Source organism: Kineococcus anabasis (assembly GCF_054590795.1).
This window is the reverse complement of the sequence record NZ_BAAIHU010000010.1, coordinates 28,410-49,633: the sequence shown is the minus strand read 5'-3', so window position 1 is coordinate 49,633 and position 21,224 is coordinate 28,410. Positions and strand designations below refer to the sequence as shown.

Annotated in this window: 22 protein-coding genes; 19 read left to right on the top strand and 3 right to left on the bottom strand. The window is 70.6% G+C overall.

Going from position 1 to position 21,224, the window contains the following annotated elements; translation table 11 throughout:
- Positions 1–159: 159 nt before the first annotated feature.
- Positions 160–396, top strand: coding sequence for a hypothetical protein (locus ACYQBY_RS17540; RefSeq protein ID WP_459645175.1), 237 nt, complete (start codon positions 160–162; stop codon positions 394–396).
- 404 nt (positions 397–800) lie between these two features.
- On the opposite strand, the gene ACYQBY_RS17535 is transcribed toward ACYQBY_RS17540, so the two are convergent.
- Together ACYQBY_RS17535 and ACYQBY_RS17530 are read right to left on the bottom strand one after the other, a co-directional pair.
- Positions 801–1,007, bottom strand: a complete 207-nt coding sequence (locus tag ACYQBY_RS17535) for a hypothetical protein (RefSeq protein ID WP_459645174.1) — start codon at positions 1,005–1,007, stop codon at positions 801–803.
- A 1,152-nt stretch (positions 1,008–2,159) separates the two neighbouring features.
- The gene (locus ACYQBY_RS17530) at positions 2,160–2,648 is read right to left on the bottom strand and encodes a hypothetical protein (RefSeq protein ID WP_459645173.1); all 489 of its coding nucleotides are present in this window, start codon (positions 2,646–2,648) and stop codon (positions 2,160–2,162) included.
- Between the two features lie 739 nt (positions 2,649–3,387).
- Between ACYQBY_RS17530 and ACYQBY_RS17525 the strand changes: the two genes are divergently transcribed.
- The 13 genes from ACYQBY_RS17525 (at position 3,388) to ACYQBY_RS17465 (ending at position 14,630) form a co-directional block, all read left to right on the top strand.
- Positions 3,388–3,621 carry a hypothetical protein gene (locus ACYQBY_RS17525; protein ID WP_459645172.1) on the top strand — a complete coding sequence of 78 codons (234 nt, stop codon included), beginning with the start codon at positions 3,388–3,390 and terminating at the stop codon, positions 3,619–3,621.
- Positions 3,618–3,797, top strand: coding sequence for a hypothetical protein (locus ACYQBY_RS17520; protein WP_459645171.1), 180 nt, complete (start codon positions 3,618–3,620; stop codon positions 3,795–3,797). The genes ACYQBY_RS17525 and ACYQBY_RS17520 overlap by 4 nt, the downstream gene beginning before the upstream one ends.
- Before the next feature lie 4 nt (positions 3,798–3,801).
- Entirely contained in the window at positions 3,802–4,149 is a 348-nt protein-coding gene (locus ACYQBY_RS17515) for a hypothetical protein (RefSeq protein ID WP_459645170.1), read from the top strand.
- Between the two features lie 61 nt (positions 4,150–4,210).
- The gene (locus ACYQBY_RS17510) at positions 4,211–4,621 is read left to right on the top strand and encodes an RRQRL motif-containing zinc-binding protein (protein ID WP_459645169.1); all 411 of its coding nucleotides are present in this window, start codon (positions 4,211–4,213) and stop codon (positions 4,619–4,621) included.
- A 60-nt stretch (positions 4,622–4,681) separates the two neighbouring features.
- Complete coding sequence (locus tag ACYQBY_RS17505) at positions 4,682–4,927, top strand: hypothetical protein (RefSeq protein ID WP_459645168.1); 246 nt, start codon at positions 4,682–4,684, stop codon at positions 4,925–4,927.
- Between the two features lie 136 nt (positions 4,928–5,063).
- A complete protein-coding gene (locus tag ACYQBY_RS17500; protein ID WP_459645167.1) occupies positions 5,064–5,441 on the top strand; it encodes a ParB family protein in 378 nt (125 codons plus the stop codon).
- Between the two features lie 83 nt (positions 5,442–5,524).
- Positions 5,525–6,004, top strand: a complete 480-nt coding sequence (locus tag ACYQBY_RS17495) for a hypothetical protein (RefSeq protein ID WP_459645166.1) — start codon at positions 5,525–5,527, stop codon at positions 6,002–6,004.
- 11 nt (positions 6,005–6,015) lie between these two features.
- Positions 6,016–6,243, top strand: coding sequence for a hypothetical protein (locus ACYQBY_RS17490; protein ID WP_459645165.1), 228 nt, complete (start codon positions 6,016–6,018; stop codon positions 6,241–6,243).
- A gap of 107 nt (positions 6,244–6,350) precedes the next feature.
- Positions 6,351–7,940, top strand: coding sequence for a ParB/RepB/Spo0J family partition protein (locus tag ACYQBY_RS17485; RefSeq protein ID WP_459645164.1), 1,590 nt, complete (start codon positions 6,351–6,353; stop codon positions 7,938–7,940).
- Positions 7,937–8,698: a ParA family protein gene (locus ACYQBY_RS17480; RefSeq protein ID WP_459645163.1), complete on the top strand. Its 762-nt coding sequence runs from the start codon at positions 7,937–7,939 to the stop codon at positions 8,696–8,698. The genes ACYQBY_RS17485 and ACYQBY_RS17480 overlap by 4 nt, the downstream gene beginning before the upstream one ends.
- Positions 8,695–8,931 (top strand): hypothetical protein, encoded by a 237-nt coding sequence (locus tag ACYQBY_RS17475; RefSeq protein ID WP_459645162.1) that lies wholly within the window; start codon positions 8,695–8,697, stop codon positions 8,929–8,931. The genes ACYQBY_RS17480 and ACYQBY_RS17475 overlap by 4 nt, the downstream gene beginning before the upstream one ends.
- A gap of 279 nt (positions 8,932–9,210) precedes the next feature.
- Positions 9,211–9,573 (top strand): TnpV protein, encoded by a 363-nt coding sequence (locus tag ACYQBY_RS17470; protein WP_459645161.1) that lies wholly within the window; start codon positions 9,211–9,213, stop codon positions 9,571–9,573.
- Positions 9,574–9,662: 89 nt separating this feature from the next.
- Positions 9,663–14,630: a helicase-related protein gene (locus ACYQBY_RS17465; RefSeq protein WP_459645160.1), complete on the top strand. Its 4,968-nt coding sequence runs from the start codon at positions 9,663–9,665 to the stop codon at positions 14,628–14,630.
- 62 nt (positions 14,631–14,692) lie between these two features.
- Here the strand turns inward: ACYQBY_RS17465 and ACYQBY_RS17460 are convergent, their stop codons facing one another.
- Positions 14,693–15,133, bottom strand: a complete 441-nt coding sequence (locus ACYQBY_RS17460) for a hypothetical protein (RefSeq protein ID WP_459645159.1) — start codon at positions 15,131–15,133, stop codon at positions 14,693–14,695.
- A gap of 485 nt (positions 15,134–15,618) precedes the next feature.
- Between ACYQBY_RS17460 and ACYQBY_RS17455 the strand changes: the two genes are divergently transcribed.
- The 5 genes from ACYQBY_RS17455 to ACYQBY_RS17435 are packed head-to-tail and all read left to right on the top strand — an operon-like array spanning position 15,619 to position 21,210.
- Positions 15,619–16,128 (top strand): hypothetical protein, encoded by a 510-nt coding sequence (locus ACYQBY_RS17455; protein ID WP_459645158.1) that lies wholly within the window; start codon positions 15,619–15,621, stop codon positions 16,126–16,128.
- Positions 16,125–17,780: a relaxase/mobilization nuclease domain-containing protein gene (locus ACYQBY_RS17450; protein WP_459645157.1), complete on the top strand. Its 1,656-nt coding sequence runs from the start codon at positions 16,125–16,127 to the stop codon at positions 17,778–17,780. Before ACYQBY_RS17455 ends, ACYQBY_RS17450 begins: the two co-directional genes overlap by 4 nt.
- Before the next feature lie 57 nt (positions 17,781–17,837).
- Positions 17,838–18,758 carry a hypothetical protein gene (locus ACYQBY_RS17445; RefSeq protein WP_459645156.1) on the top strand — a complete coding sequence of 307 codons (921 nt, stop codon included), beginning with the start codon at positions 17,838–17,840 and terminating at the stop codon, positions 18,756–18,758.
- Entirely contained in the window at positions 18,755–18,955 is a 201-nt protein-coding gene (locus ACYQBY_RS17440; protein WP_459645155.1) for a hypothetical protein, read from the top strand. Before ACYQBY_RS17445 ends, ACYQBY_RS17440 begins: the two co-directional genes overlap by 4 nt.
- A complete protein-coding gene (locus tag ACYQBY_RS17435) occupies positions 18,955–21,210 on the top strand; it encodes a toprim domain-containing protein (protein ID WP_459645154.1) in 2,256 nt (751 codons plus the stop codon). The genes ACYQBY_RS17440 and ACYQBY_RS17435 overlap by 1 nt, the downstream gene beginning before the upstream one ends.
- Positions 21,211–21,224: the final 14 nt, after the last annotated feature.

The following is a 21,224-nucleotide window of genomic DNA, read 5'->3' as shown; positions in this document are numbered from 1 at the left end:
CACCGCATACAAGAAGGGGCGTTCCTGCCAGGAACGCCCCTTCTTGTCCCTAGTAGTACAGTCGGGGACGTGGCAGCCACAGCAGACAGCAGCACTCACAGCTGCGACACGCCGCCCTCAGAGCTGCCGCAGCGATATCGAAATCACTACGGTGTCCAGATGACCATGAAGCACCGTCGTCCCCGAGGCGCGGCGGGGGGCGCTGTCCCTCTCTTCGCCCACGTCGCCCCCGAGGCCAAGGCCGTCCTCGACGACGCGGCCGAGGCGTGCGGCGTGCACAAGTGGGTCGTCCTCGAAGCCATCCTCCGCCACACGCCCTTGGACGAGCACGGCCGTCCGGTGTGGTGGAACGAGCTGCACAAGACCACTGAGGAGCAGCCGCTGAAGAGCGCCTAAAAACGGGGAGGAGCCCCACCGCCTGCCAGCGGTGAGGCTCTCCACGAGTCCCGCGGTCCGGCTCCGGCGACCAACCTGCCCGGCCCGCTAGTCACAGGCCCGCTTGCGCGGCGCCTGCCCTTGTCATGCCCCCCTGCTGAGGAGGCGTCATCAGCGTAACTCAACCGTCCGACGCGCGACCACCCATGCGACCTGGTGTCGCCGGTTCGCGCTGCGCCAACGCGCCCCAGGACGAGACGAGCACCGCAGCGGCTGCGGCGCAGGCCCTCGATGAGCTGCTGTTCGCTCCTACTACCTGGTTCTGCATCGACTCGCGCAACAGGCGGGTGCCGGGAGCGACGCCCGGAACCCTGGCGCAGGGCCTCGCCCTTGTCGGGAACCGAGTGGCGAGTGTCGTCGGGCGACTACGCGACGACGTCGTCGGCATCGACATCGACGCCGATGGCGACCTGGGCGACGTAGCGGCCGAATCGCTGCGCGACTGGTGCCGCGCCCGCGGCTTGTTCCACCTGTTGCGTCCCTCCGGTGGTGGTCGAGGCCACTGGCACGTCTACGTCCTCTCCGGTGTCTTCCATGACGCCCTCCTGGACTTCGTGTGCGAGGTCCGACACGAGCTCCACCTGACCGCCAAGGCCCTCGACGTTCGCGAGGCCCTCCGCCCCCTGAGCGCCCCGCACCGCCGCCGGCGCACCACAGCAGCCGACCTTCTGCCGGCAGAGGTCCTCGCCGATGCCCTGCGCGAGCTGCGCCGCAGTCGGGAGCTAGTGGCTCTGCGGGAGTCGCGGACCGGGCAGGGACGCGCCCGCGACGAGTCGCCCGCCCGCCGCCGAGTACCGGGACGCACCGCAGCGCCGCTCACGCCGCTAGCCCGTCAGCGGCGCCCCCTGCCGGCGCCTTGGGCGGCCTACCTCCGCGAGGGGCGCCGGGCCGCCGCTGCGGGTGGCATCGACCGCGACCCTTCCACCCGCTCTCAGATCGAGGTGGAGGCCACCACCCAGCTCGTTATCACCGGCCACAGCCACGCCGAAGCCTGGACCGCGATCGAGCGGTCCGCGCGAACAGCCTTCACCAAGGCCAAGGCCCAAGGGCTGACGTGGTGGACGGCCTACGTCTGGAACCGTGCCGTGCAGGGCGCAGACGCCTGGCTCTCAACCCGGCGAGGCCAGGTCGAGAGGACCGTGGCCCCCCTCCCCCAGACCCAGCAGGCCCGGAAGCTCCTGGCCGCCCTGTGGCTGACGTGGCCGGCTCGCACCCGCCACGTCGACCGAGAGGTCTTCACCGTCGTCCTCTCCCGGATGGACCGCCTTCAGGCCACGGCCGCCGGCATCCCCCAGCGCGATCTGCTCCTCGACTGCGCCGTCGCCAGCCGCACCACCGTCCGCGCTTCCCTGAAGCGCCTACAGGCCAGCGGGCTCCTGGCAGTCGACGCCACCTACGCGCCGGGCACGACGTCGACGAGCCACACCCTCCGACTGCCGGACCCGCTTCCACCGATGCCAGAGGCCGCGCAGGACAGCCCTGTTGCTCATTGGCCCACCTGGGTTAGACCCCCCCTCAGCGGCCCCACCCCCTCTGATCCTCCCCAGCTCCCCCCTCCCCTCCGCAGGGCACTCGGGCTGCCCGCCGTCCACGTCCTCAGCGAGCTCCCCCGGGACAGGGACTCCCTGGGAGCGACGGAGGAAGACCTGGCGCGTCAGGCTGGGCTCCTTGAGCCCGGACAGACCTGCCCCAGCGCACAGCAGATCCGCACGGCTCGGAGGCATCTACGAACCCTGGGCGAGCACGGTCTTGCAGCCGTTGATGAGCACGGTCGCTGGCGAGCGACCGCTGCGGCAGCAAGCAGCCTCGATGCCCTCGGGCATGAGCTCGACGCCCAGGTGCGCGAGCGGGTCGCGTTGGAACGAGCGGAGTTCCGTGCGGTGGTGGACCTCGAAGCGCGGCGGGCTCGGTGGCAGGAGCAGCGTCGGGCGGCCCAGGCCCGAGCAGCCAAGGCGTCCCGTGCCGCACAGCGAGCGTGGTGGAACGGTCTCGATCCCAGCGACCAGCAAGAGCGTGCCCAGCACCGAGCGACCGCCTTCGATCGGCTCCCGCCCGAGGAACAGGCCGCCCGTGTCGCGACCTGGGCACGAACCCGCCGCCTGGCCGGCGAGGTCGAACGTGACCGACACGAAGCATGGCGAGTCAGCCTCTCCCCCGAGGACGTCGAGGCTCGCTCCTTCCACCGGGCCGTGGGCTTCCACGTGCGTCCCCATCACGAGAGAGTGCAGCTCGCCCGATCCTGGGCGCTGCATCGACGCCGCTACCAGCTTCCCGACCCAATCCGCCCAGACGCTCCGGGCACCGCAAGGTGCGAGATGCGAGTGTCGGGCGCCTCAAGCTCGATCGGAGACCAGCAGACAGTCCTCGACCTCTGGCCTGGCGTCACCGTCGACAGCCTGCTGACCCCGTGAGCTCGGGCAAGGCGATTCCGCGGAATCACCTGCAGCGGGTCGCACGGCGACCCGGGGCCCCGGGTGGTGCTGCTGCTGAGCCAGGGAGCCCACCTCGCCTCTGGTCCCTAGGAGCTCGGGCGAGGTGATTCCGTGGAATCACCTGCAGCGGGTCGCACGGTGACCAGGGGCCCCGGGTGGTGCCGCTGCCGCGATAGGAAGCCCGCCCCGCACCCAGGCCCACAGGACCTCACCGCCGGCAGGCTCGTGCGTCCACCAGCGCAGCGGACAAGGTGCGCGCCTCCCCCGGCCGCGAGCTGCTGCGCTGCTTCCCGCTCGAGCTCGCCGGAACGCACGGCACCCACCTGCCGTCCCCGCCTTCACAAGCTGGCCTGGAGGGAGGGGGTGCCCGTGTTGGCGCCATGCCGCCCCCGGCTGCAGCGCCGGTACGTGGCGTCGCGAACGGCCAGAAAGAGGTCCGCCCAGCTTGCGCCCAAAGGATTTTAACACTAACATTAGAGACGTTAGGAACGATCCGGCAAAGCCCCAGGTGGAGGAAACCATGATCGCAACCGTCGGCACCCGCACCACCCCTCTCGTGCCCGTGAGGATCACGGCGTGGATCGGCTACCGGAAGGTCGTCATCTCCGGCGCCATCCCCGGCGACTCCACGGTCACCCCGCAAGACGCCCAGGCTGTCGTTGCGATCCGCGAAGGCGTGCCCACGGCCGACGTCTGCATCGAGCGCGTCGACCTCGACTCGCCGGCTCCCCTGGCTGCCGAGGTGGGGAAGTGATGCGCGACGCCGCCGAGGAGAACCTGGCGGCGGTCACGCTCGCGCGTGGCCTCATCCAGGGGGCGCCGGACAGCCCGGAGTACCAGCGCGGCGTCGCCGAAATGCTGTCGCTCGCGTTGGGCCTGGAGCACGAGGACCACGCCCCGTGGCTGCTGGCCCTGCTGAAGGGGTCCTGAGGTCGTGGCCCTCGACAAGGCGGCCCATGCCGCCGAGGTGAACGCCCTCCGGGTGCGGCTGGCCACGAGCGAGCACCGCCCCCTGGCGGTACTCACGCCAGCCACCTACCCGTACGCCCGGAGCATGATCGTCTGCTCGTGCGGCTGGAAGCCGACCGCCGACGAGCACGAGGCATGGGGGTGGGACTCCAGCGAGCAGTTCGCGGAGCACGCGCCAGCCTCCGCTCGCCTGATCCCCGTGGCGACCTACGGCGACGGCTACGTCGCCGCTGGGCTCGACTGGTACGCCTGGAGCGAACAGCACCCCGACCGTGGCGACCCCTTCGCACCCAAGCCGCCATCGCAACACTAACGTTACTAACGTACATGTCGGTGGGGGCGGTCATCCGCCCCCACCGAGGAAGGAGAAGGGCATGACGTTCCAGGTAGTCAGGGTGCCCACGTTCGGTGCCGTCGCTTCGGTCGGCGCGGCGGCAAGGCTGACGGCCGGACAGTGGGTCAGCTTCCGTTGGGGCTGTGCCCTCGACGGGCTCGCCACACGACGCCAGCTCACCGCCGCCGGTCTGCGCCCCGGAGGACAGGAGCCCTGCGCAGAAGTGCGCTGGCGCCGCGGTCGGCGCTGGGCGCAGCTGTACCGAGTCGCCGACGCCAAGCCCAAGCGAACCGCGACGCCAGCGCAGTTGCAGGCCCTGGAGCGAGCCATGGTCGCCCGACGAACTTGCCGGAGCTGCAACCGCGATGCTGGCTACTGCCTGCCGCTACCCGAGCGGTACTGCTTGGACTGCCTCGACGACACGCGGGAGAACGGAGTGGCGAGACGGTAGCTATAGATCGTTACTAACACTAGTGTTGGAATCGTTACGAACATCAAGAATGGAAGTGTCATGACTCAGGAGTCGCTGCACCCACTGCTCGACCTGGATCTCTTGGCCGCCTGCTACGACGTCGTGGTGATCGCACCAAGTGCTGCGACCGCCACCGCAGCGGTGGCGGCCGTAGGCCGTTACCGCGTGGACGGTGAGCTCGAAGAGGACGAGGAGACCGGTCAGGACGCCGCCGGACCGGGCGCCGACTTCACCTCCGAGCTCCGGACGGCGAACACGCGACGCCTCTTCCGACTCCAGCTCTGACGACACTCCGCGTCACCTGCCACGCGGGCCCCGCGAGAAACGTTAGGTTAAACACTTCTGTTAGAAGTGCCCGGCGGGGATGCCGCGCAAGCCGCTAGTCCGCCTAGGCCACCCTCACCACCTCCGGGAGCACGCCATGCCCAGTCAACGCGAGACGGACGGTGAAGGGCTGGCGCCTGCCACCGCTGGCAGTGACGCCGATGCGGCCGACACTCCGCCGGCGGAAGCCCCGCGCAGGCGCGGCAGGCCCCGCAAGGAGACCGCGCAGCCGGGTGGCAGTGCGGTCGAGGAGAAGAAGCGCGTCGGCTACTACCAGACGCCCTCCGAGACGGACCGCGCCCGCGGTTGCTACGAGTACACGCGCCTGGCGACCGGCTACCGGTCCTTCTCCGACTTCATCGCCGCCGCCGTGATGGAGAAGTGCGAGGCGCTTGAGCGCCAGTACAACGGCGGTGAGCCGTTCCCCGCCATGGAGCCAGGGGAGCTGCCCACCGGCCGACCCCTCCAGCGCTGAACGCCGCGCTGTCCGAGTCTCGCGCCACCATCGCGCACTGACCGATCTGTTCGACAAGCCTGCTGCGCCCGAGAGGACCACTGATGCCGACGACGACCTGGACGAGCCCCTACGTCGATCCACCCCGTGACCACCTCTACGGCCAGGCGGTGTGGCTGCTGTCGCAGCACCCGCAGCTCGCTCACCTGGCCGCCCGCGTGCCCGGCGTCGTCGACACCGACGAGGAGGGCGATCCGCACATCAACCTCGACGCCTTGGCCCATGGGCTCGCCGCCCACGAGGTGCACGCCGCTGCCTGGGAGCAGTACGAGAAGCGGAGGCCAGCGCCCCGCGACGATGCGTCCTACGAGCGGTGGCAGGCCGCGGGCCCCGCCCTGGATGCTGACGTCGCCGACGCCGTGGAGTCCATCGGCACCATGTCCGGGAGCGAACGGGGCAGGTTGCGCCTCCTTGCCGCCTTCTCCACCGTCCGCGTGCCGTTCCGCGTCCTGGACTTCCGCAGCTTCGACGACAACGGCCAGCAGCTCCTGGACGACTGGTGCCGCATCGTGATGGCCGGCTGAGCGCGACGACGATGAGCAACCTCAATCGGGAAGCAAGCCGAGCTCTACGCGAGGCAGGCATCACCAAGACCGCCTGGGCGCGGCACTTCTTCGCGGACCCTTCCGAGTGGCACGGCGACGCCTGCGGCTGCGCCGACGACCGCTGCATCGGCTACCACCACGACGAGAACGACGACTGCGGGTGCCTTCCCGTCCTCATCCAGCAGTTCCTCGCAGAGCAGGCGGGAACAGGGCCATGAGCACGCCCTCCGTTCGCAGCCAGCGTCGTAAGTGATTCCACGGAATCGCACAGCAGGACTAGACAGTCCTAGCAATATAAGTAATGCTTATGTGAGGAGGTAGAGCCATGGCATCGAAGACGGGCCTCGGAAACGGGGCGGCAGTGCAGGCCGCAGCGCGACGCAAGGTGGACACGAAGGCCACCGGGGAGGATGGGACCACCCCGGCACCTCGCGTGCCGCAGGACGGCATCGTCGCGGCGCTGCGACGCAACGGGGTCGCCCAGGGCGGGGGAGGGGCTCAGGTCGTCCGACTCGACGACATCGCCGAGCACCCGGACAACCCCCGCGACGACCTCGGTGACCTCGCGGAGCTCGCGGACTCGATCCGCGACTTCGGCGTCCTCCAGGCGATCATCCTCGTGCCCGCCGAGGCGTTCCTCCAGGAGCACCCGCAGCACCGTGAAGCCGTCGCCGGCCGATCCTGGGTCGTCATCGCCGGGCACCGCCGCCGGGCCGCGTCGCTCGAAGCTGGCAAGGAAGAGATCCCCGCCGTCATCCGCCCGGACCTGGCAGGGCGCGAGTCCAGCGCGATCACGTTCGTGGTGGAGAACTACCACCGTCGCGACCTGGCCCCGATGGAGGAGGCCCGCGCCTTCGCCACCCTCGTCGACCTCGGCCTCAGCCAGCGGGAGGTGGCCCGCCGGACCGGTGTGAGCCAGTCCCACGTCTCCAAGCGGCTCACGCTGCTCACCCTGCCCCAACCCGTGCAGGATGCCCTCGGAGAGGACAAGGTCGACCTGAAGGAGGCGCTGGCCCTCGCGCAGGCGCCAGAGGAACACCGCCTGGAGGTCTGGGAGCTCGCCCAGCAGCGCCAGTGGCCCGTCGCCTCCGCGGTCACCGCCGTGATGCGCGAGGTTGAGGCCAAGGATGCGGAGGAGAAGGCCAAGCAGGAGGCCGAAGCCGCAGGCATCCCCGTCGTGGAGGCGCCCTTCAACACTTGGGGCAGCAAGGCCACCGACCACCGCTGCTATGCCGAGAAGGACATCGAAGCCGCCCGCGAAGCCGGCACCCTCGTCGCCACGCCGACCTCGCACGGGCTGACCTTCTACTCCACCGAGCCCGTGCGAGAGTCGAGCAGCCGACCAGGGGACCGCAGAGCCGAGGACGAGCAGGCGCGGCGCCAAGCGAACAAGGCGCGACTTGAGGCATGCGCCCGCCTGGTGCAGACCCGACCCAGCACCAAGCAACTCGCCGCCGACTTGGCCGTCACCGTCTTCCACGGCCACGTGGGAACGGCCGACGCCATGAAGCGGGCGCACAAGTGGCTCGGAGAGCGGGTCGGCGCCGCCTCGGCAGGTGAGGACTCCACGCAGACCATCGACGTCTACGCCTGGCACCGGAGCATCACCGATCCCGCCGAGCAGGCATGGGTCGCCTGGGCCATGGCCGTCGCCTCGGACGAGAGTCACGCCGCGGGGGAGTGGGGAGGCTGGGGGCAGCGCGAGGCCGCCCACCTCCAGCGCCTCATCCAGCGGGTCGGCTACGCGCCGACACCCTGGGAGCAGAAGCGCCTCGCCGCAGCGACGGCCGCCGCAGGCAGCGCCGGCGCCGGGGAGAACTCCCAGTCCTCGCCACTGACCGAACACGACGTCCCGCTGTTCGGCGAGGACGGCGACACCTCTGACGCCAGGAACGAGACCGAGGAGCAGGCATGAAGATCGTGACGATCGCCAACGCCGCCGGAAGCGCAGGCAAGACCACGACCGTCGTCACCCTGGCCGCCCTGCTCGCCGAAGCCGGGCACCGCGTCCTCGTCATGGACGCCGACCCCCAGGCCAACGCCACCAGCGCCTTGGGCCTCAACGACCCCAAGGTCACCCTCGGCGACGTCCTCCTCCGTCGCGCCGACCTTGCCGACGCCATCGCCGAGACCGCAGTGCCCGGACTGCACCTCGTCCCCTCCAGTGGACGCCTCGACGCTGATGCCGTGGACCTCTCCCACGTCACCGGCGGCGAACAGCGCCTGCGCCTGGCACTGAACCAGGGCCCCTCGTACGACGTCGTCCTCATCGACTGCCCAGGTGCCGTGAGCATCCTGACCATCGCGGCACTGGTCGCCTCCACTGCCGCCGTCACCGTCGCCCAACCGACCATCAAGGAGATCGTTGGGCTCCCGCGGATGGAAGCCACCGTGGAGGAGGTCCGCGACGCCTACAACCCCACCCTGAGCCTGTCCGCCGTCGTGCCCTGCATCGTGCCGGCGGCGTCCGCCGGTGCCGCCTACGGCGAGGCCGTCGACCTCATCCGGTCCGAGTGGGGAGACCTGGTCACCCCCACGGTGCGGCGCAGCGTGCGCGTGATCGAGGCATACGCCCGCAGCGTCCCCCTCAGCATCCACGCACCCCTGGAAGGAGTCACCGAGGACTACCGAAGCGTGCTCAAGCACCTCACAGCAGCCGGGGTGCTGCCGTGACTGAGGATCCCTCCCCGGAACGCCGCCGCCAGTTCGGCACCCAGGTCCGAGGCGACGTCCAGGACCGCGCCCGCGCCGCCGTGCGGGGCGTCCGGCGGGCGACCGGCGCCGACTACAGCCTGGCGGCCTTCACGGAGGAGGCGATGGAGCGCTACGCCGCCCACCTGGAGCAGCTCTACAACAACGGCGAGCCCTGGCCGGTCACCGACCGACCCCTTCCGCGAGGACGCTGACGACCCGGCGGTGATTCCACGGAATCACCGCCCGTGGGCAGTGGTGTTCTTCCAAGTTAGTGCCGTCCGTAAGTGTCTTTTGATGATTTGTCCATTCTGTATGAGATGGGGACAACGGAGGGGCGTCCTTATTCTGCTTATCTCAGGTACGGTCGCGCGAAAATACCCGCGATCGGCAGGAGCCCTCCATGGCCCCCAGGCGGCGGCAGCGCCAGCAGCACGGCATCGACGGACAGATGAGCCTGGAGTCGCTCTGGGCCGAACCGGAGGAGGTACGCGATGAACAAGTACGGGCGAATCGCACACGAGCACTGGACGAAGTTCCGACCGCAGGAACTGGCGAAGATCGAGTCGCCGACGGACTTCTTTTCGACCTTGGGGCAGCAGATCGAGGACCAGGTGGTGGAGCTAACCCCGACCCTGGCCGGAGCCGACCCGGCGGGGGAGGACTACCTGCAGAAGGTGGGTCGGCTGAACGCAGCCCGGCAGCAAGCGGAGGAGCAGGTCCTGACGGATCTGGTGTGGGAGAGCGGCCCGAACGAGACCTCCGAATCGGAGACGGAGGAGGCCCCGCCGAATCGGGTGGACGCATTCCACCGCGCGATCTGGGAGGCGAGCCAAGAGGAGCCGCTGACGTCCTGACCTTCCGTCCCGGCACGGAGCCGCTTGCTCCTTCGGGCACGAAGTCGCGAGTCGAAGCCAACCTCGCAGCCCTGCGCGTGGTGCGGCAGATGCGAGACGAGCAGCGGCCGGCCAGCGCGGAGGAGCAGCAGATCCTCTCGCGCTGGTCGTCGTGGGGCGCGGTGCCCGCCGTCTTCGACGAAGACCGCCCCGAGTGGGCAGCGGCCCGCGCCGAGCTGCGCGAGCTCGTGGGGGAGGACGGCTACACCGCCGCCCGGCGCACCACGATCAACGCCCACTTCACCGACCCGGCCATCGTCAAGCTGATGTGGACGGCCCTGAAGAACCTCGGCTTCGAGGAGGGCCGCGTACTGGAGCCCGGATGCGGCTCCGGGACCTTCCTCGGCCTCGCGCCGGAGATGGCGGAGCTGACCGGCGTGGAGCTGGACCCCTCCTCGGCCGCCATCGCGGCTGCGCTCTACCCCCAAGCCAACGTGAGGGCGGAGTCCTTCGCCGCGACCCACCTGCCAGCCGGCCACTTCGACGCCGCCATCGGCAACGTGCCCTTCGCCGACGTGACGCTGCACGACCCGCAGTACAACCGCGGCGGGCACAGCCTGCACAACCACTTCATCCTGAAGTCACTGCACCTCGTCCGCCCCGGCGGCATGGTCGCCGTCCTGACCAGCCGCTACACGCTGGACGCCGGCAACCCCTCGGCGCGTCGGGAGATGAACGAGCTGGCCGACCTGGTCGGCGCGGTCCGCCTGCCGACGGGGGCGCACCGGCGCACCGCCGGCACCGAAGCCGTCACCGACCTGCTCATCCTGCGTCGCCGTGAGGAGGGCGTGGAGCCCCGTTCCACGCTGTGGGAGACGGTCACCCCCCGCCGCGTCGGCGACGAGGTCGTCCGGATCAACAACTACTTCGAGGAGCACCCGGAGCACATCCTCGGTGAGCTCGAGGTGGGGCACGGGATGCACAACAGCGCGACCCTCCATGTCCGGCTGCCCCTGGAGCAGCTCCACGATCGGCTCGCGTACTCGCTGGGCATCATCAGCCGGGACGTGGCCTGGGACGAGCTGAAGATGACGCCACGCAGCGCGGTCGTCGCACGCGAGGCCCCGGCGCGGGTGGCTGAGGTGGGGGAGGGCCACTGGGACGGCCACATCGACGTCGACGACCGCACCGGGGACTTCACCATCTTGCAGACCGGCGTGCACGAGCCGATGGAGGTCCCGCGGTCGCAGGCACCCGAGCTGAGGGCGCTGCTCGGGCTGCGCGACGCCGCCCGCACGCTGCTGACGGCCGAGGCCGAGACGCTGGACGACAGCGAGGACCTGGAACGGCTGCGCAGCGGCCTGCGTCGTGACTACGACGCCTACGTCGCCCGCTACGGCCCCATCAACCGCTTCACCCTGCGCAGCACCGGCCGCGTGGACCCCGACACCGGCGAGCCCCGCACCGCCCGAGTCGCCCCGCGCGTGATGGCGACCTTCCGCCGCGACCCGTTCGCCCCGTTGGTGTTCGCGCTGGAGAACTTCGACGAGGCCAGCCAGAGCGCCACGCCGGCGACCATCATGTCCCAGCGCGTCGTCGTCCCCCGAGCACCGCGACTGGGCGCCGACACCCCCGAAGACGCCCTGGCGATCACGCTGGACACCCTCGGCCGGGTAGAGCTGGCCGAGGTCGCACGCCTCCTCGGGGTGGACGAGGACGAGGCGCGGCAGCAACTGGGCACCCTCGTCTACGAGGACCCGGAGACCAACCGCCTCGTGCCCCGAGCCGAGTACCTCTCCGGCAACGTGCGGACCAAGCTCGACGCAGCGGAGGCCGCAGCTGAGCAGGATCCCCGCTGGATGGGCAACGTCGAGGCCCTGCGCGAGGTCCTGCCGGCCCCGCTGGGCGCCGATGACATCGAAGCCCGCCTGGGCGCGGTGTGGGTCAGTGCCGAGGACCACCAGGAGTTCGTGCGTGAGCTCCTGGACGATCCTCGCGCCCTCGTCGAGCACCCCGGCGGAGCGATCTGGGGAGTCCGCGCGGCCAGTCACTCCCTCAAGGCCACCAGCGAGTGGGGCACCCAGCGGATGCCCGCCGGCGCCATCATCCAGGCGACGCTGGAGCAGCGGCCGGTCCAGGTCACCGACGAGGTGGAGGGCAAGCGGTACCTCAACCCCGACGCCACCGCCGCCGCGCAGGAGAAGGCACAGGCGATCCAGGAGCGGTTCGCGGAGTGGGTCTGGGAAGACCCCGACCGGGCCCGGCGGCTCGTGGACAACTACAACCGGACGTTCAACAGCCTCGTCCTGCGTGACTACACCGTCGAAGGGGAGCGGCTGACCCTGCCGGGGCTGTCGATGACCCTCACCCCCCGTCCCCACCAGCGCACCGCCGTGGCGCGGATGCTGTCCGAGCCCGCAGTCGGCCTCTTCCACGAGGTCGGGGCGGGCAAGACGTTGGAGATGGTCATGGGCGCGATGGAGCTGCGCCGTCTCGGCATGGCCCGCAAGCCCGCCCTCGTCATCCCGAATCACATGTTGGAGCAGTTCAGTCGCGAGTGGCTGCAGGCGTACCCGCAGGCGCGGCTCCTCGCTGCCAGCAGCGAGGACCTGGCCGGCGACAAGCGCCGCCAGTTCGTCGCACGGGTCGCCACCGGTGACTGGGATGCCGTCATCCTCACCCGTACCGCGTTCCAGCGCCTGCCCGTCTCTCCGCAGGCCGAGGCCGACTACATGCAGCAGGAGACCGCGCAGATCCGCGCCATGCTCGAACGGTCCGAGGGCGGGGACCGGCTGACCGTGAAGCGGCTGGAGAAGATGGTCGCCGCCGCTGAACAGCGCCTCGAAGCCCGCCTGGACTCCCCGGACGATCCCGGCATCACCTTCGAGGCCACCGGCATCGACTACCTCATCATCGACGAGGCTCACGAGTACAAGAACCTCATGACCGTCTCGAACATCCGAGACGCCGCCATCGCAGGCTCCCAGCGAGCCAGTGACCTGCACATGAAGCTGGAGCTGCTGCGCCGCACCCATGGCGACCGGGTCGTCACCGCGGCCACGGCCACACCTATCGCCAACAGCATCACCGAGGCGCACGTCATGTGCCGCTACCTGCGCCCAGACCTGCTCGAAGCAGCCGGCGTCGACGCCTTCGACTCCTGGGCGGCCACCTTCGGGCAGACCGTCACCGAGATCGAGCTGGCACCCACGGGAGGCGGCTCCTACCGACAGCAGACCCGCTTCGCCAAGTTCCAGAACGTCCCAGAGATGCTCAGGATGTGGCACGTCTTCGCCGACGTGAAGACCGCCGAGGACCTCAAGCTGCCCACGCCGGAGCTCACCGTCCGCGCCGACGGGCAGCGCCAGCCCCGCACGGTCGCTCTCGAACCCAGCGACGCACTGCGCGACTACGTGCAGGACCTGGGCCGGCGGGCCGAGCTCGTGCGCAGCCGGGCCGTCGAGCCCGACGTGGACAACATGCTGAAGATCAGCACCGATGGGCGCAAGGCCGCCCTCGACATGCGGATGGTCGACCCCACCATGCCCGTCGGTGCTACGAAGCTCAGTGCCGCCGCAGACACCATCGCCGACATCTGGGCTCAGCACCGCGAGACCCTCTACCGCGACGGCAGCGGGGAGCTGTCACCGCGTCCGGGGGCGCTGCAGATCGTCTTCTGCGACCTGGGCACACCGACCGGCGCCGGCTGGAGCGCCTACGACGAGCTGCGCAAGCAGCTCGTCAAGCGCGGGATGCCTGCCGAGCAGGTCCGCTTCATCCACGAGGCGAAGAACGACTCCGAGAAGGGCCGGCTGTTCGCCGCCTGCCGTTCCGGCGAGGTCGCCGTCATCGTCGGCTCCACGCAGAAGATGGGCGTCGGCACGAACATCCAGGCCCGCGCCGTCGCGCTGCATCACCTGGACTGCCCCTGGCGACCGGCTGACCTGCAGCAGCGCGACGGGCGCATCCTGCGACAGGGCAACCAGAACCCTGAGATCAGCATCTACCGCTGGGTCACCGAAGGCAGCTTCGATGCCTACTCCTGGCAGACAGTGGAGCGGAAGGCCCGCTTCATCGCCCAGGTCATGCGCGGGCGCCTCGACGTACGAGAGATGGACGACGTGGGCGACAACGCCCTCTCCTTCGCCGAGGTCAAGGCCCTCGCCAGCGGTGACCCCCTCGTCATGGAGAAGGCCAGTGCCGACGCGGAGCTCACCAAGTTCGAGCGGCTCCTGCGGGCACATGGACGCAACGAGGCCGCGCTACGGCGCACCATCACCATCGCCGAGGACGTCGTCCATGCCGCCGGGCCGGACTTGCCTCGGCTGCTCGCAGCTGAGACGGCTCGGACGTCGACGACAGGCGACGCCTTCCAGGTCGAGCTGCTCGGGAAGCACTACGACTCCCGCACGGACGCCGCAGCAGCTCTGCGGACGTGGGTGAAGGAACACGAGGTGGACATCATCAGCCGCGGTCGCTGGCAGCGGTACGAGCTCGGCGAGGTGGCCTCCCTCGGAGGCCACGTCATCACTGCCGCCGCCGTCCCCTGGATGGGACGCGAGGGCCGATGCCAGTTCCAACTGCGCGGTGTCCCCCGCATCGGCACCACCGTCGACATGGACGGGCTCCTGGCGGAAGGCATCGGCACCGTCCGGCGCCTGGAGAACCTCGTCCAAGAGATCCCCGCCGCCATCACCAGGGTCGAGCACGAACGAGACCGAGCCCTCGCTGACATCGACCAGGCACGGCTCGCACTGAGCCGGCCCTTCAAGTACGACGAGCAGCTCACCGCCGCCCGCCAGCGAGTCGCTGACATCGCCGCGCAGATGTCCCCCGACAAGGCGCCGGCGCCGGGACCGGATGCAGTCGAGGCGCCCGAAGACGCAACAGCTCCCGCCGTCGTGAGCCCGCCCGAACACGCCGAAGTGGAGACGAGCATCGAGCGACCAGCGCCCGAGCCGGCCGCCTGGGGAAGCGTCACCGCCGCCCATCACGCAGCTCGTCAGGCGACCGCACCGCCCACGCACCCACGGTCGCCCGCTCTCGGGCCAGCCCCCGGTAGTGGCCGCGCCATGTGAGTGACCCGCGCCAGCACGACGGAGGCGACGCCCCTACATCAGGGGCGTCGCCTCCGTCGTGCTCAGGCCGTCTGGCTCAGAGTGACCGGCTCAGCATCGGCTCCCGACGCCGGAGGGGTCACCTCGGGACCGGAGTCGTCACCGGAACTACGAGGTCGAGGTGCGCCCCGACGCGACCGGCGCCCAGCCGGCGCGTCGTGCCCCAGCTCCAACAGCGCCGCAGCAGACCAGCCCGCCGCCAGTGCCGCCGCGTACGCCTCCTCGTAGGACGTGGCCGCGACCGACGCCCGATCAGCTGCAGCGGCCACCATCTCCTCGGCTTCGCGCTGAGCGCGGGCCACATGCTCCGCTGCCCGCTCCTGAACGGTGCCGACGTCTTCGTTGGCCGCCGTCCGGCTGGCAGCAGCAGCCGCGAGCTCCCCAGCCGCCCCGATCATCGTCCGTTGGAGCAGCGCCTTCGCGGCCTTCTCGGCGGCGCGGCGTGCTTCGCGCAGATCGCCCATGTTCCCTCCTCTGCGCATCGCCTGCTGGCACAGCCGATCCGCACGATCCCAACCCGACCGCAGTCGGGGGCGCCCCGAACGGGGCTGCTGCCACCCCATCACGAGTCCGCGCCTGCGGGGAGGTCCCACACGAAGGCGACGTCGTGCGGCTACCCGCCGACCCCGCCCTCCAGGCGTTCCTCGTCGTGATGAGCCGCCGTGGTGCTTCTCCTGGCCCCACGGTGCGCCCGAAGGCGCACACCCCGCGGCAGCGGGGTGCACATCCCAGTGCGTGACCGCACTATTGAACCGCACGCCTCTGAGGAGGAGCAAGATATGGTTTTTGTACCAAAAACCGTGGACATCGGCTGGCGCCGCTGTCAGGCTGCTGTCACGTACCTCCTCCTGCCCGTGCGCGGGCGATGCGGAGGTACGTGCGACCGGGCGCGGTCGGAGGCAGCCAAAGAGCAGCGGTGGGCGCGGAACTCTTGAGGGGGCGGAGGGGGATGACGCAGCAGCCGGACGACGCTGACGCGGCTTCCCCGGCCGGCGCCCAGGTGGAAGCAGATGACGCGGCCTCGCGCGCACCTGGCGAGACGGCCGACGCGGTGTCGCGTCGAAGGCGCAACACCGGGGCGCAGAACCGGAGCTTGCGGCGCGGGCAGCGCCGGCATCGCCTGGCACCCACGTTCGATGACGAGGAGTTCGCCGTGCTCGCCGAAGCGGCACAACGCGCGGGCCTGACACCCACGGGCTACATCGCGGAGTCAGCACTGGCTGCCGCGCGGGCGACGGCCCCGCCGACTGTCGGGCCGCAGCGGCAACTGCTTCTGGAACTGATGGAGACGCGCACGCAGCTCGTCCGCTTCGCCACGAACGTGAACCAGGCCGTCGCGGCACTCAACGCCACGGGCACCGCGCCGGCCTGGTTGGAGCAGGCGGTCGCCATCACGCGCCGGGCCGTTGTGCGCGTGGACGAGGCCACCGCCGCCGTTCAGCGAGGGGGACGGTCGTGATCGCCAAGGTGATGCGGGGGGAGAAGGTCGGGGGACTGCTGCGGTACCTCTACGGTCCGGGTCGCGCGAACGAGCACACCAACCCGCACCTGATTGCAGGATTCGATGACCCCACCGCCCTGGAGGTGCCGGTCACCGAACGCGGAGAGCGGGACTTCCGGTCGCTGATCGCGGCGCTTGAGGCACCGCTGACCGCCGCAGGAGTGGGGCCGGACAAGAAGCCCGTCTACCACCTGATCGTGTCCGCAGCGAAGGCGAACGAAGCTCTCGGGCAGCCGGCCGATCGCCGCCTGAGCGACGCAGAATGGCGCGAGGTCTGCGAGGACCTCATGGACCGAACCGACCTCGCCCCGACAGGGGACGACGCGGCCCGGCCGGCCCCAGTGAGGTGGATCGCGGTCCGCCACGACGACGCCCACGTGCACCTGGTCGCGACCCTGGCCCGCGAGGACGGCACCCGCGCCTGGCCCAAGAACGACTTCTATCGATTGCGTGAGGGGTGCCGCGCGGCCGAGGCCAAGTACGGCCTCGCGAGCACGGCGCCTGCGGACCGCACCGCACCGAAGCGGGCGACCCGAGCGGAGACGGAGAAGGCTCAGCGCACCGGACAGCGCGAGCCACACCGCGTCACCCTCGCCCAGGAGGTGCGATCGGCTGCGGCCACCGCCAGCAACCTCGACGGCTTCTTCGACCAGTTGGCCGACGCAGGAATCATGGTCCGGCGCCGCTACTCCACCCGCGAAGCTGGGCAGATCACCGGCTACTCCGTCGCGATGCCGACCATCCTCGAAGGCGGCGACCCCATCTGGTTCTCCGGCGGCAAGCTGTCCTCCGACCTCACGCTGCCCAAGATCAGCGCCCGCTTTGAGATGGATCGAGTCGGCGACAAGACCGCCGCAGAAGCCCCTGGACGGCGAGCCAACGCGAGGACCGGCGCGGACAAGGGCCGCGCACACCGCGTCAGCCCGGAGGAGCGGGAGCGGATCTGGGCGCGAGTCCACGAGGCGACGGCGCACGCCACGGAGACGATCAGCACCCACGGCACCAGCGACCCCCGCCAGGCAGCCGACGCAGCTTGGGCGGCGGCCGACTTCCTCAGCGCCGCAGCCGAGGTCCTCGAAGGCCGACGCGGCGGACCGCTGACCGACGCGGCGGGCAGCTACCTCCGCGCCGCGAAGGAGGTGTGGGGGCGCACACCGCCGCCCAGTTCGGCTGGACGAGGGCTGCGAGAGGCCGCGTCGTGGATGACCCTCGCGCGAGCCTTCTCCCGCTCCAACATGGCGCCGATGCTGCAGGCCCTGGCGCAGATGGCCGTCCTTTCCGACGCACTCGTGCGGCTGCGGGAGGAGCAGGACCGAGCCCACCAGGCCGCAGCCGCCCGACGTGCAGCCGAGCAGCTCCGCGCAACCGTCGGCCACTACGGCGGCGTGCTTACCGCGAACCCACCCAGCGAGGGCGACGCCTTTCGTCGCACCGAGGTGGGGGACGAGCAGGCCACCGGTGTCACGCAGGCGCAGGCTCGGGATCGAGCCCGACGCGCCACGAGCGGAAGCACCCAGGACAGCCGGCCAGCGTTCGGGGTGCCGAACCGACCGGCCGCATCGCCGCCTCCAGCGGCACCACCGACCCGCCGGGGAGGACCCCGGCGCTAAGACCATGACCACCGCTGTGCCAGCAGCATCGGTCAGGAGATAAGGGAGCACGCCCTGATGAACGAGCGAGACGAAGTCGACGAGGTCCGCGAGGAACTCGGACAGAAGACACAGCAGTACGTCACGATGGCGATGATGGCGGCCGAGGCCATCATGCAGATCGCTGCGCTGAAGGCACGGGAGGCCGCAGCCCGCGACGAGCAGGCAGCGGCAGCCGCCCGCGCCGAAGTGCGCGCACGCTACAACGCCGACCGCATGAAGTGGCAGCCGCTGTTCGACCAGGAGCAGCGGCAGAAGATGACCGTCGTGGACGCCGGCATGGCATGGGCCGTCGCCCAAGGGTGGCGCGGTGACCTCGACGCCGACCGCGCCAGCGACAGCGCCGAGGACCTGCTGCGCGAACTACGGCCAGACGTCATGGCCCGCTACGACGAGCTGCGAGCCAGCGGCCAGAGCCCGATCGACGCGATGCGCGAGGTCGCGCCCCTCTTTGACGCGCCGCCTGTGCGGACCGGCGAGGCGGCGCCCGCCCGCAGCGAACTCGGCGTCGCCGACTGGTCGGACCGCGAGGCCGGTGCGCAGCTCGTCCCCATGGGCCCCTACGTCGGTGACGGCATCGACTACGACCAGGACGTGGACCAGGTCGCCTTCGCCATCGACGAGCAGATCTTCGGCCCGCAGGACAACGACCTGCTGGAGCCCGGCGAGGAGCCGGCCGCGTCCCGCCCGACGACCGCCGGCGCAGGAGCCGAGGCGGCAGGGGAGGCGCCGGTCGTGACGGCTGGCGAGACGGTGAGTGGGAGCCGCTCCCCGCACCCCGCCACCGCCCTCGTCGCGGAGGGCAGCCCCGTTCCGCTGGAGAGCACCACCAAGAACGCGGCAACCGCCGCCGCCAGCAAGGCCGTCGGATCTGGCGGCCAGCAGGCGTCGAAGGTCTACACCATCACCACCGTGGCAGCCCCGAGGAGTGCGCGATGAGCGAGCAGCAGAGCGTTCCCAGCCGCGAGCTGCCCGCGCCGACTGCGGCACCGCGCACCTCTCGTCCCAGCGGTGCCCCGCTCGACATCAGCGTCGTGCTGGCGGACATGCAGGACCAGATCGACGACCTCGCCGCCGTCGTCCGCAGCCAGCAGGAGGTCATCGAGGCCCTGCGCCGACAGGTAGGGCCGCGCTGATGGCCGGCTACTCGCGGCCACTCACCGCGGAGGATCGGGCGAAGCGAGATGCAGCGCGGCAGGACAAGGTGCAGCAGCTGCAGCGGGTCGTCGCGCAGCAGAAGGCCGCGCTGCGACAGGGCAGGGGTGCGGACTGGGCGGGCTGGCTGCGGCAGGCGGCGCGGTTCCACGCCTACTCCCTCGACAACGTCCACCTCATCCAGGCCCAGCGTCCGGCCAGCACCCTGCTCGCAGGCTACGAGGCGTGGCAGGCGCTGGGCCGCCAAGTCGTCAAGGGTGAGAAGGGAGTCCAGCTCCTCGGTCCCCCCGCCGCATCCGGCGTGACGGCACCGCGCCTGGCCTACCTCTGGGACGTGAGCCAGACCAGCGGTGAGCCGCTGCCCCCCGCGCATCGACCGCCAGAACGGAGGCCGGACCGCATCCAGCTCATCGAGCGGCTCATCGCCGCGAGGCAGGATGAGCTCGCTCGAATCCGGCAGTCCCTGGAGGACGGAACCAGCGCACCCTCGCTTGACGACGGAGTACCGGAAGACCTTTACAGGCTCGTCCGGGAGTCCGCCCAGGTGTGCGCCTTCGCGGCGCACGGCCTGGACCGCGACGAGTACGACTTCCCAGACGTGGCGACGTGGGCGGGCACCTCCGACGACGGGCACTACATGCTCGACGTGGTCGCCACGGCGGTCCTGTCGCAGACCCGTGAGCTGGTCGCCGCCATGCACGCGGCCGACCCCGGCATGGCGCCGCGCGGGGGAGTGGTGACGACCGTCGCGCAGCGAAGCCAAGCGCCCGGCCCAAATGCCGCAACACTCGACGTCGCAGCTCGCGCGGCGGCGGGTGCGCAGCGCACGGCATCACTGCGGCAGCGAGCCGAAGGAGCCGCAGCCAGGACGCGGCCAGGAGTCAACGACAGCCAGGTCGCTGCCGCACCGCAGCAGCTCCTGGCCATCAACGCCCTGGCGGCCAGCTTCTTCCGCCAGCAGCTCAAGGCACACGAGGGACCGCGTGGATACCTGACCGGCCACGGCAGTTGGAACGCGCCAGGCTTCCAGGGGCGAGGCTTCACCGAGGCGACCATCGCTCGGTTCGGAGTCGGATACGCGCCGGCCGGATGGACACAGCTCACGGAGCACCTGCGCTCACGTGGCTACCGTGACGAGGAGCTCGTGGCCGCCGGCGTCGCCGTTCCCAGCCGCCGCGGGGGAGTGGTCGACCTGTTCCGCGACCGCATCATGTTCCCCGTCCGGCGAGTCGAGGACGAGGCGGTCATCGCCTTCATCGGACGCGCCGCCCCCCGTGCTGGGGACGACGTGCCGAAGTACATCAACAGCCCCGACACCGCCCTCTACACCAAGGGGGAGCACCTCTTCGGCCTCTCCGAGGGGCGCAGCCACTTGGACCGAGGTGCCTACCCCGTCTTGGTCGAAGGGCCCATGGACGCGATGGCCGTCTCCAACGCCGGCGACGGCCTGTGGGTGGGTGTGGCGCCAGGGGGGACCTCCCTGACCAGCGCTCAAGTCGAGGCCCTGACCAAGTGCGTCGACGTCACCAAGAGGTACCCCATCGCCGCGTTCGACGACGATGCCGCAGGACGTAAGGCAGCCATCGCCGCCTTCGAGGTGCTGCGCGTCCACGACGTCCAGGCCATGCGAGCCGAACTGCCGGAGGGCAGCGACCCCGCCGACGTCCTAGAACGCTACGGCTTCGGAATGCTGGCGGTGGCTTTGACGGGGGCTGACGATCGACCGCTGGCCGACTGGGTGGTCGATGCCCAGATCGAGCCCTGGGCAGGACGCCTGGACGAGGTGCTGGCCAGCCACAACGCGGCCAAGGCTGCCGCCGAGGTGATCTCGACCCTGCCTCGCGAGCAGGTCTGGCGACAGACCAACCGGGTCGCCCAGCGGCTGCATCAGCCCCAGCAGTACGTCATCGGGTTGGTCGGAGACGCCCTGGCCGACCGCGACAACGCGCGAACCGGAGGTGGTGCCAGCGCGCGAGTCGCGGCCCGCGACCGCGGCGACGACCTGGAGCGTGGCCAGCTAGGCGACGCTTTCGACGCCGTCGCAATCAGTCCAGCGGTCGCGGGGACCCCACCTCGCCAGAGCGAGCCCATCCCGGCACCATCATCGGCTGCTGAACTCGCCGCACGAGGGCAACTGCCTCTCGCCGGCTCCCGACGTGCAAGCGCCGCCGACCCGCATCATCCACCCACTCAGCACGCCGCTCCGCCTCTCGCGCAGCCGGCTCGCAGTCGCTGACATGACACGTGAGG

What these genes read in the sequence shown, in the direction of transcription:
- ACYQBY_RS17540 (WP_459645175.1), top strand. Translation starts at nt 160, where the DNA reads ATGACCATGAAGCACCGTCGTCCCCGAGGCGCGGCGGGGGGCGCTGTC.
- ACYQBY_RS17530 (WP_459645173.1), bottom strand. Translation starts at nt 2,648, where the DNA reads ATGGGGACGCACGTGGAAGCCCACGGCCCGGTGGAAGGAGCGAGCCTC.
- ACYQBY_RS17525 (WP_459645172.1), top strand. Translation starts at nt 3,388, where the DNA reads ATGATCGCAACCGTCGGCACCCGCACCACCCCTCTCGTGCCCGTGAGG.
- ACYQBY_RS17510 (WP_459645169.1), top strand. Translation starts at nt 4,211, where the DNA reads ATGACGTTCCAGGTAGTCAGGGTGCCCACGTTCGGTGCCGTCGCTTCG.
- ACYQBY_RS17505 (WP_459645168.1), top strand. Translation starts at nt 4,682, where the DNA reads ATGACTCAGGAGTCGCTGCACCCACTGCTCGACCTGGATCTCTTGGCC.
- ACYQBY_RS17500 (WP_459645167.1), top strand. Translation starts at nt 5,064, where the DNA reads ATGCCCAGTCAACGCGAGACGGACGGTGAAGGGCTGGCGCCTGCCACC.
- ACYQBY_RS17495 (WP_459645166.1), top strand. Translation starts at nt 5,525, where the DNA reads ATGCCGACGACGACCTGGACGAGCCCCTACGTCGATCCACCCCGTGAC.
- ACYQBY_RS17490 (WP_459645165.1), top strand. Translation starts at nt 6,016, where the DNA reads ATGAGCAACCTCAATCGGGAAGCAAGCCGAGCTCTACGCGAGGCAGGC.
- ACYQBY_RS17485 (WP_459645164.1), top strand. Translation starts at nt 6,351, where the DNA reads ATGGCATCGAAGACGGGCCTCGGAAACGGGGCGGCAGTGCAGGCCGCA.
- ACYQBY_RS17480 (WP_459645163.1), top strand. Translation starts at nt 7,937, where the DNA reads ATGAAGATCGTGACGATCGCCAACGCCGCCGGAAGCGCAGGCAAGACC.
- ACYQBY_RS17470 (WP_459645161.1), top strand. Translation starts at nt 9,211, where the DNA reads ATGAACAAGTACGGGCGAATCGCACACGAGCACTGGACGAAGTTCCGA.
- ACYQBY_RS17465 (WP_459645160.1), top strand. Translation starts at nt 9,663, where the DNA reads ATGCGAGACGAGCAGCGGCCGGCCAGCGCGGAGGAGCAGCAGATCCTC.
- ACYQBY_RS17460 (WP_459645159.1), bottom strand. Translation starts at nt 15,133, where the DNA reads ATGGGCGATCTGCGCGAAGCACGCCGCGCCGCCGAGAAGGCCGCGAAG.
- ACYQBY_RS17455 (WP_459645158.1), top strand. Translation starts at nt 15,619, where the DNA reads ATGACGCAGCAGCCGGACGACGCTGACGCGGCTTCCCCGGCCGGCGCC.
- ACYQBY_RS17445 (WP_459645156.1), top strand. Translation starts at nt 17,838, where the DNA reads ATGAACGAGCGAGACGAAGTCGACGAGGTCCGCGAGGAACTCGGACAG.
- ACYQBY_RS17440 (WP_459645155.1), top strand. Translation starts at nt 18,755, where the DNA reads ATGAGCGAGCAGCAGAGCGTTCCCAGCCGCGAGCTGCCCGCGCCGACT.
- ACYQBY_RS17435 (WP_459645154.1), top strand. Translation starts at nt 18,955, where the DNA reads ATGGCCGGCTACTCGCGGCCACTCACCGCGGAGGATCGGGCGAAGCGA.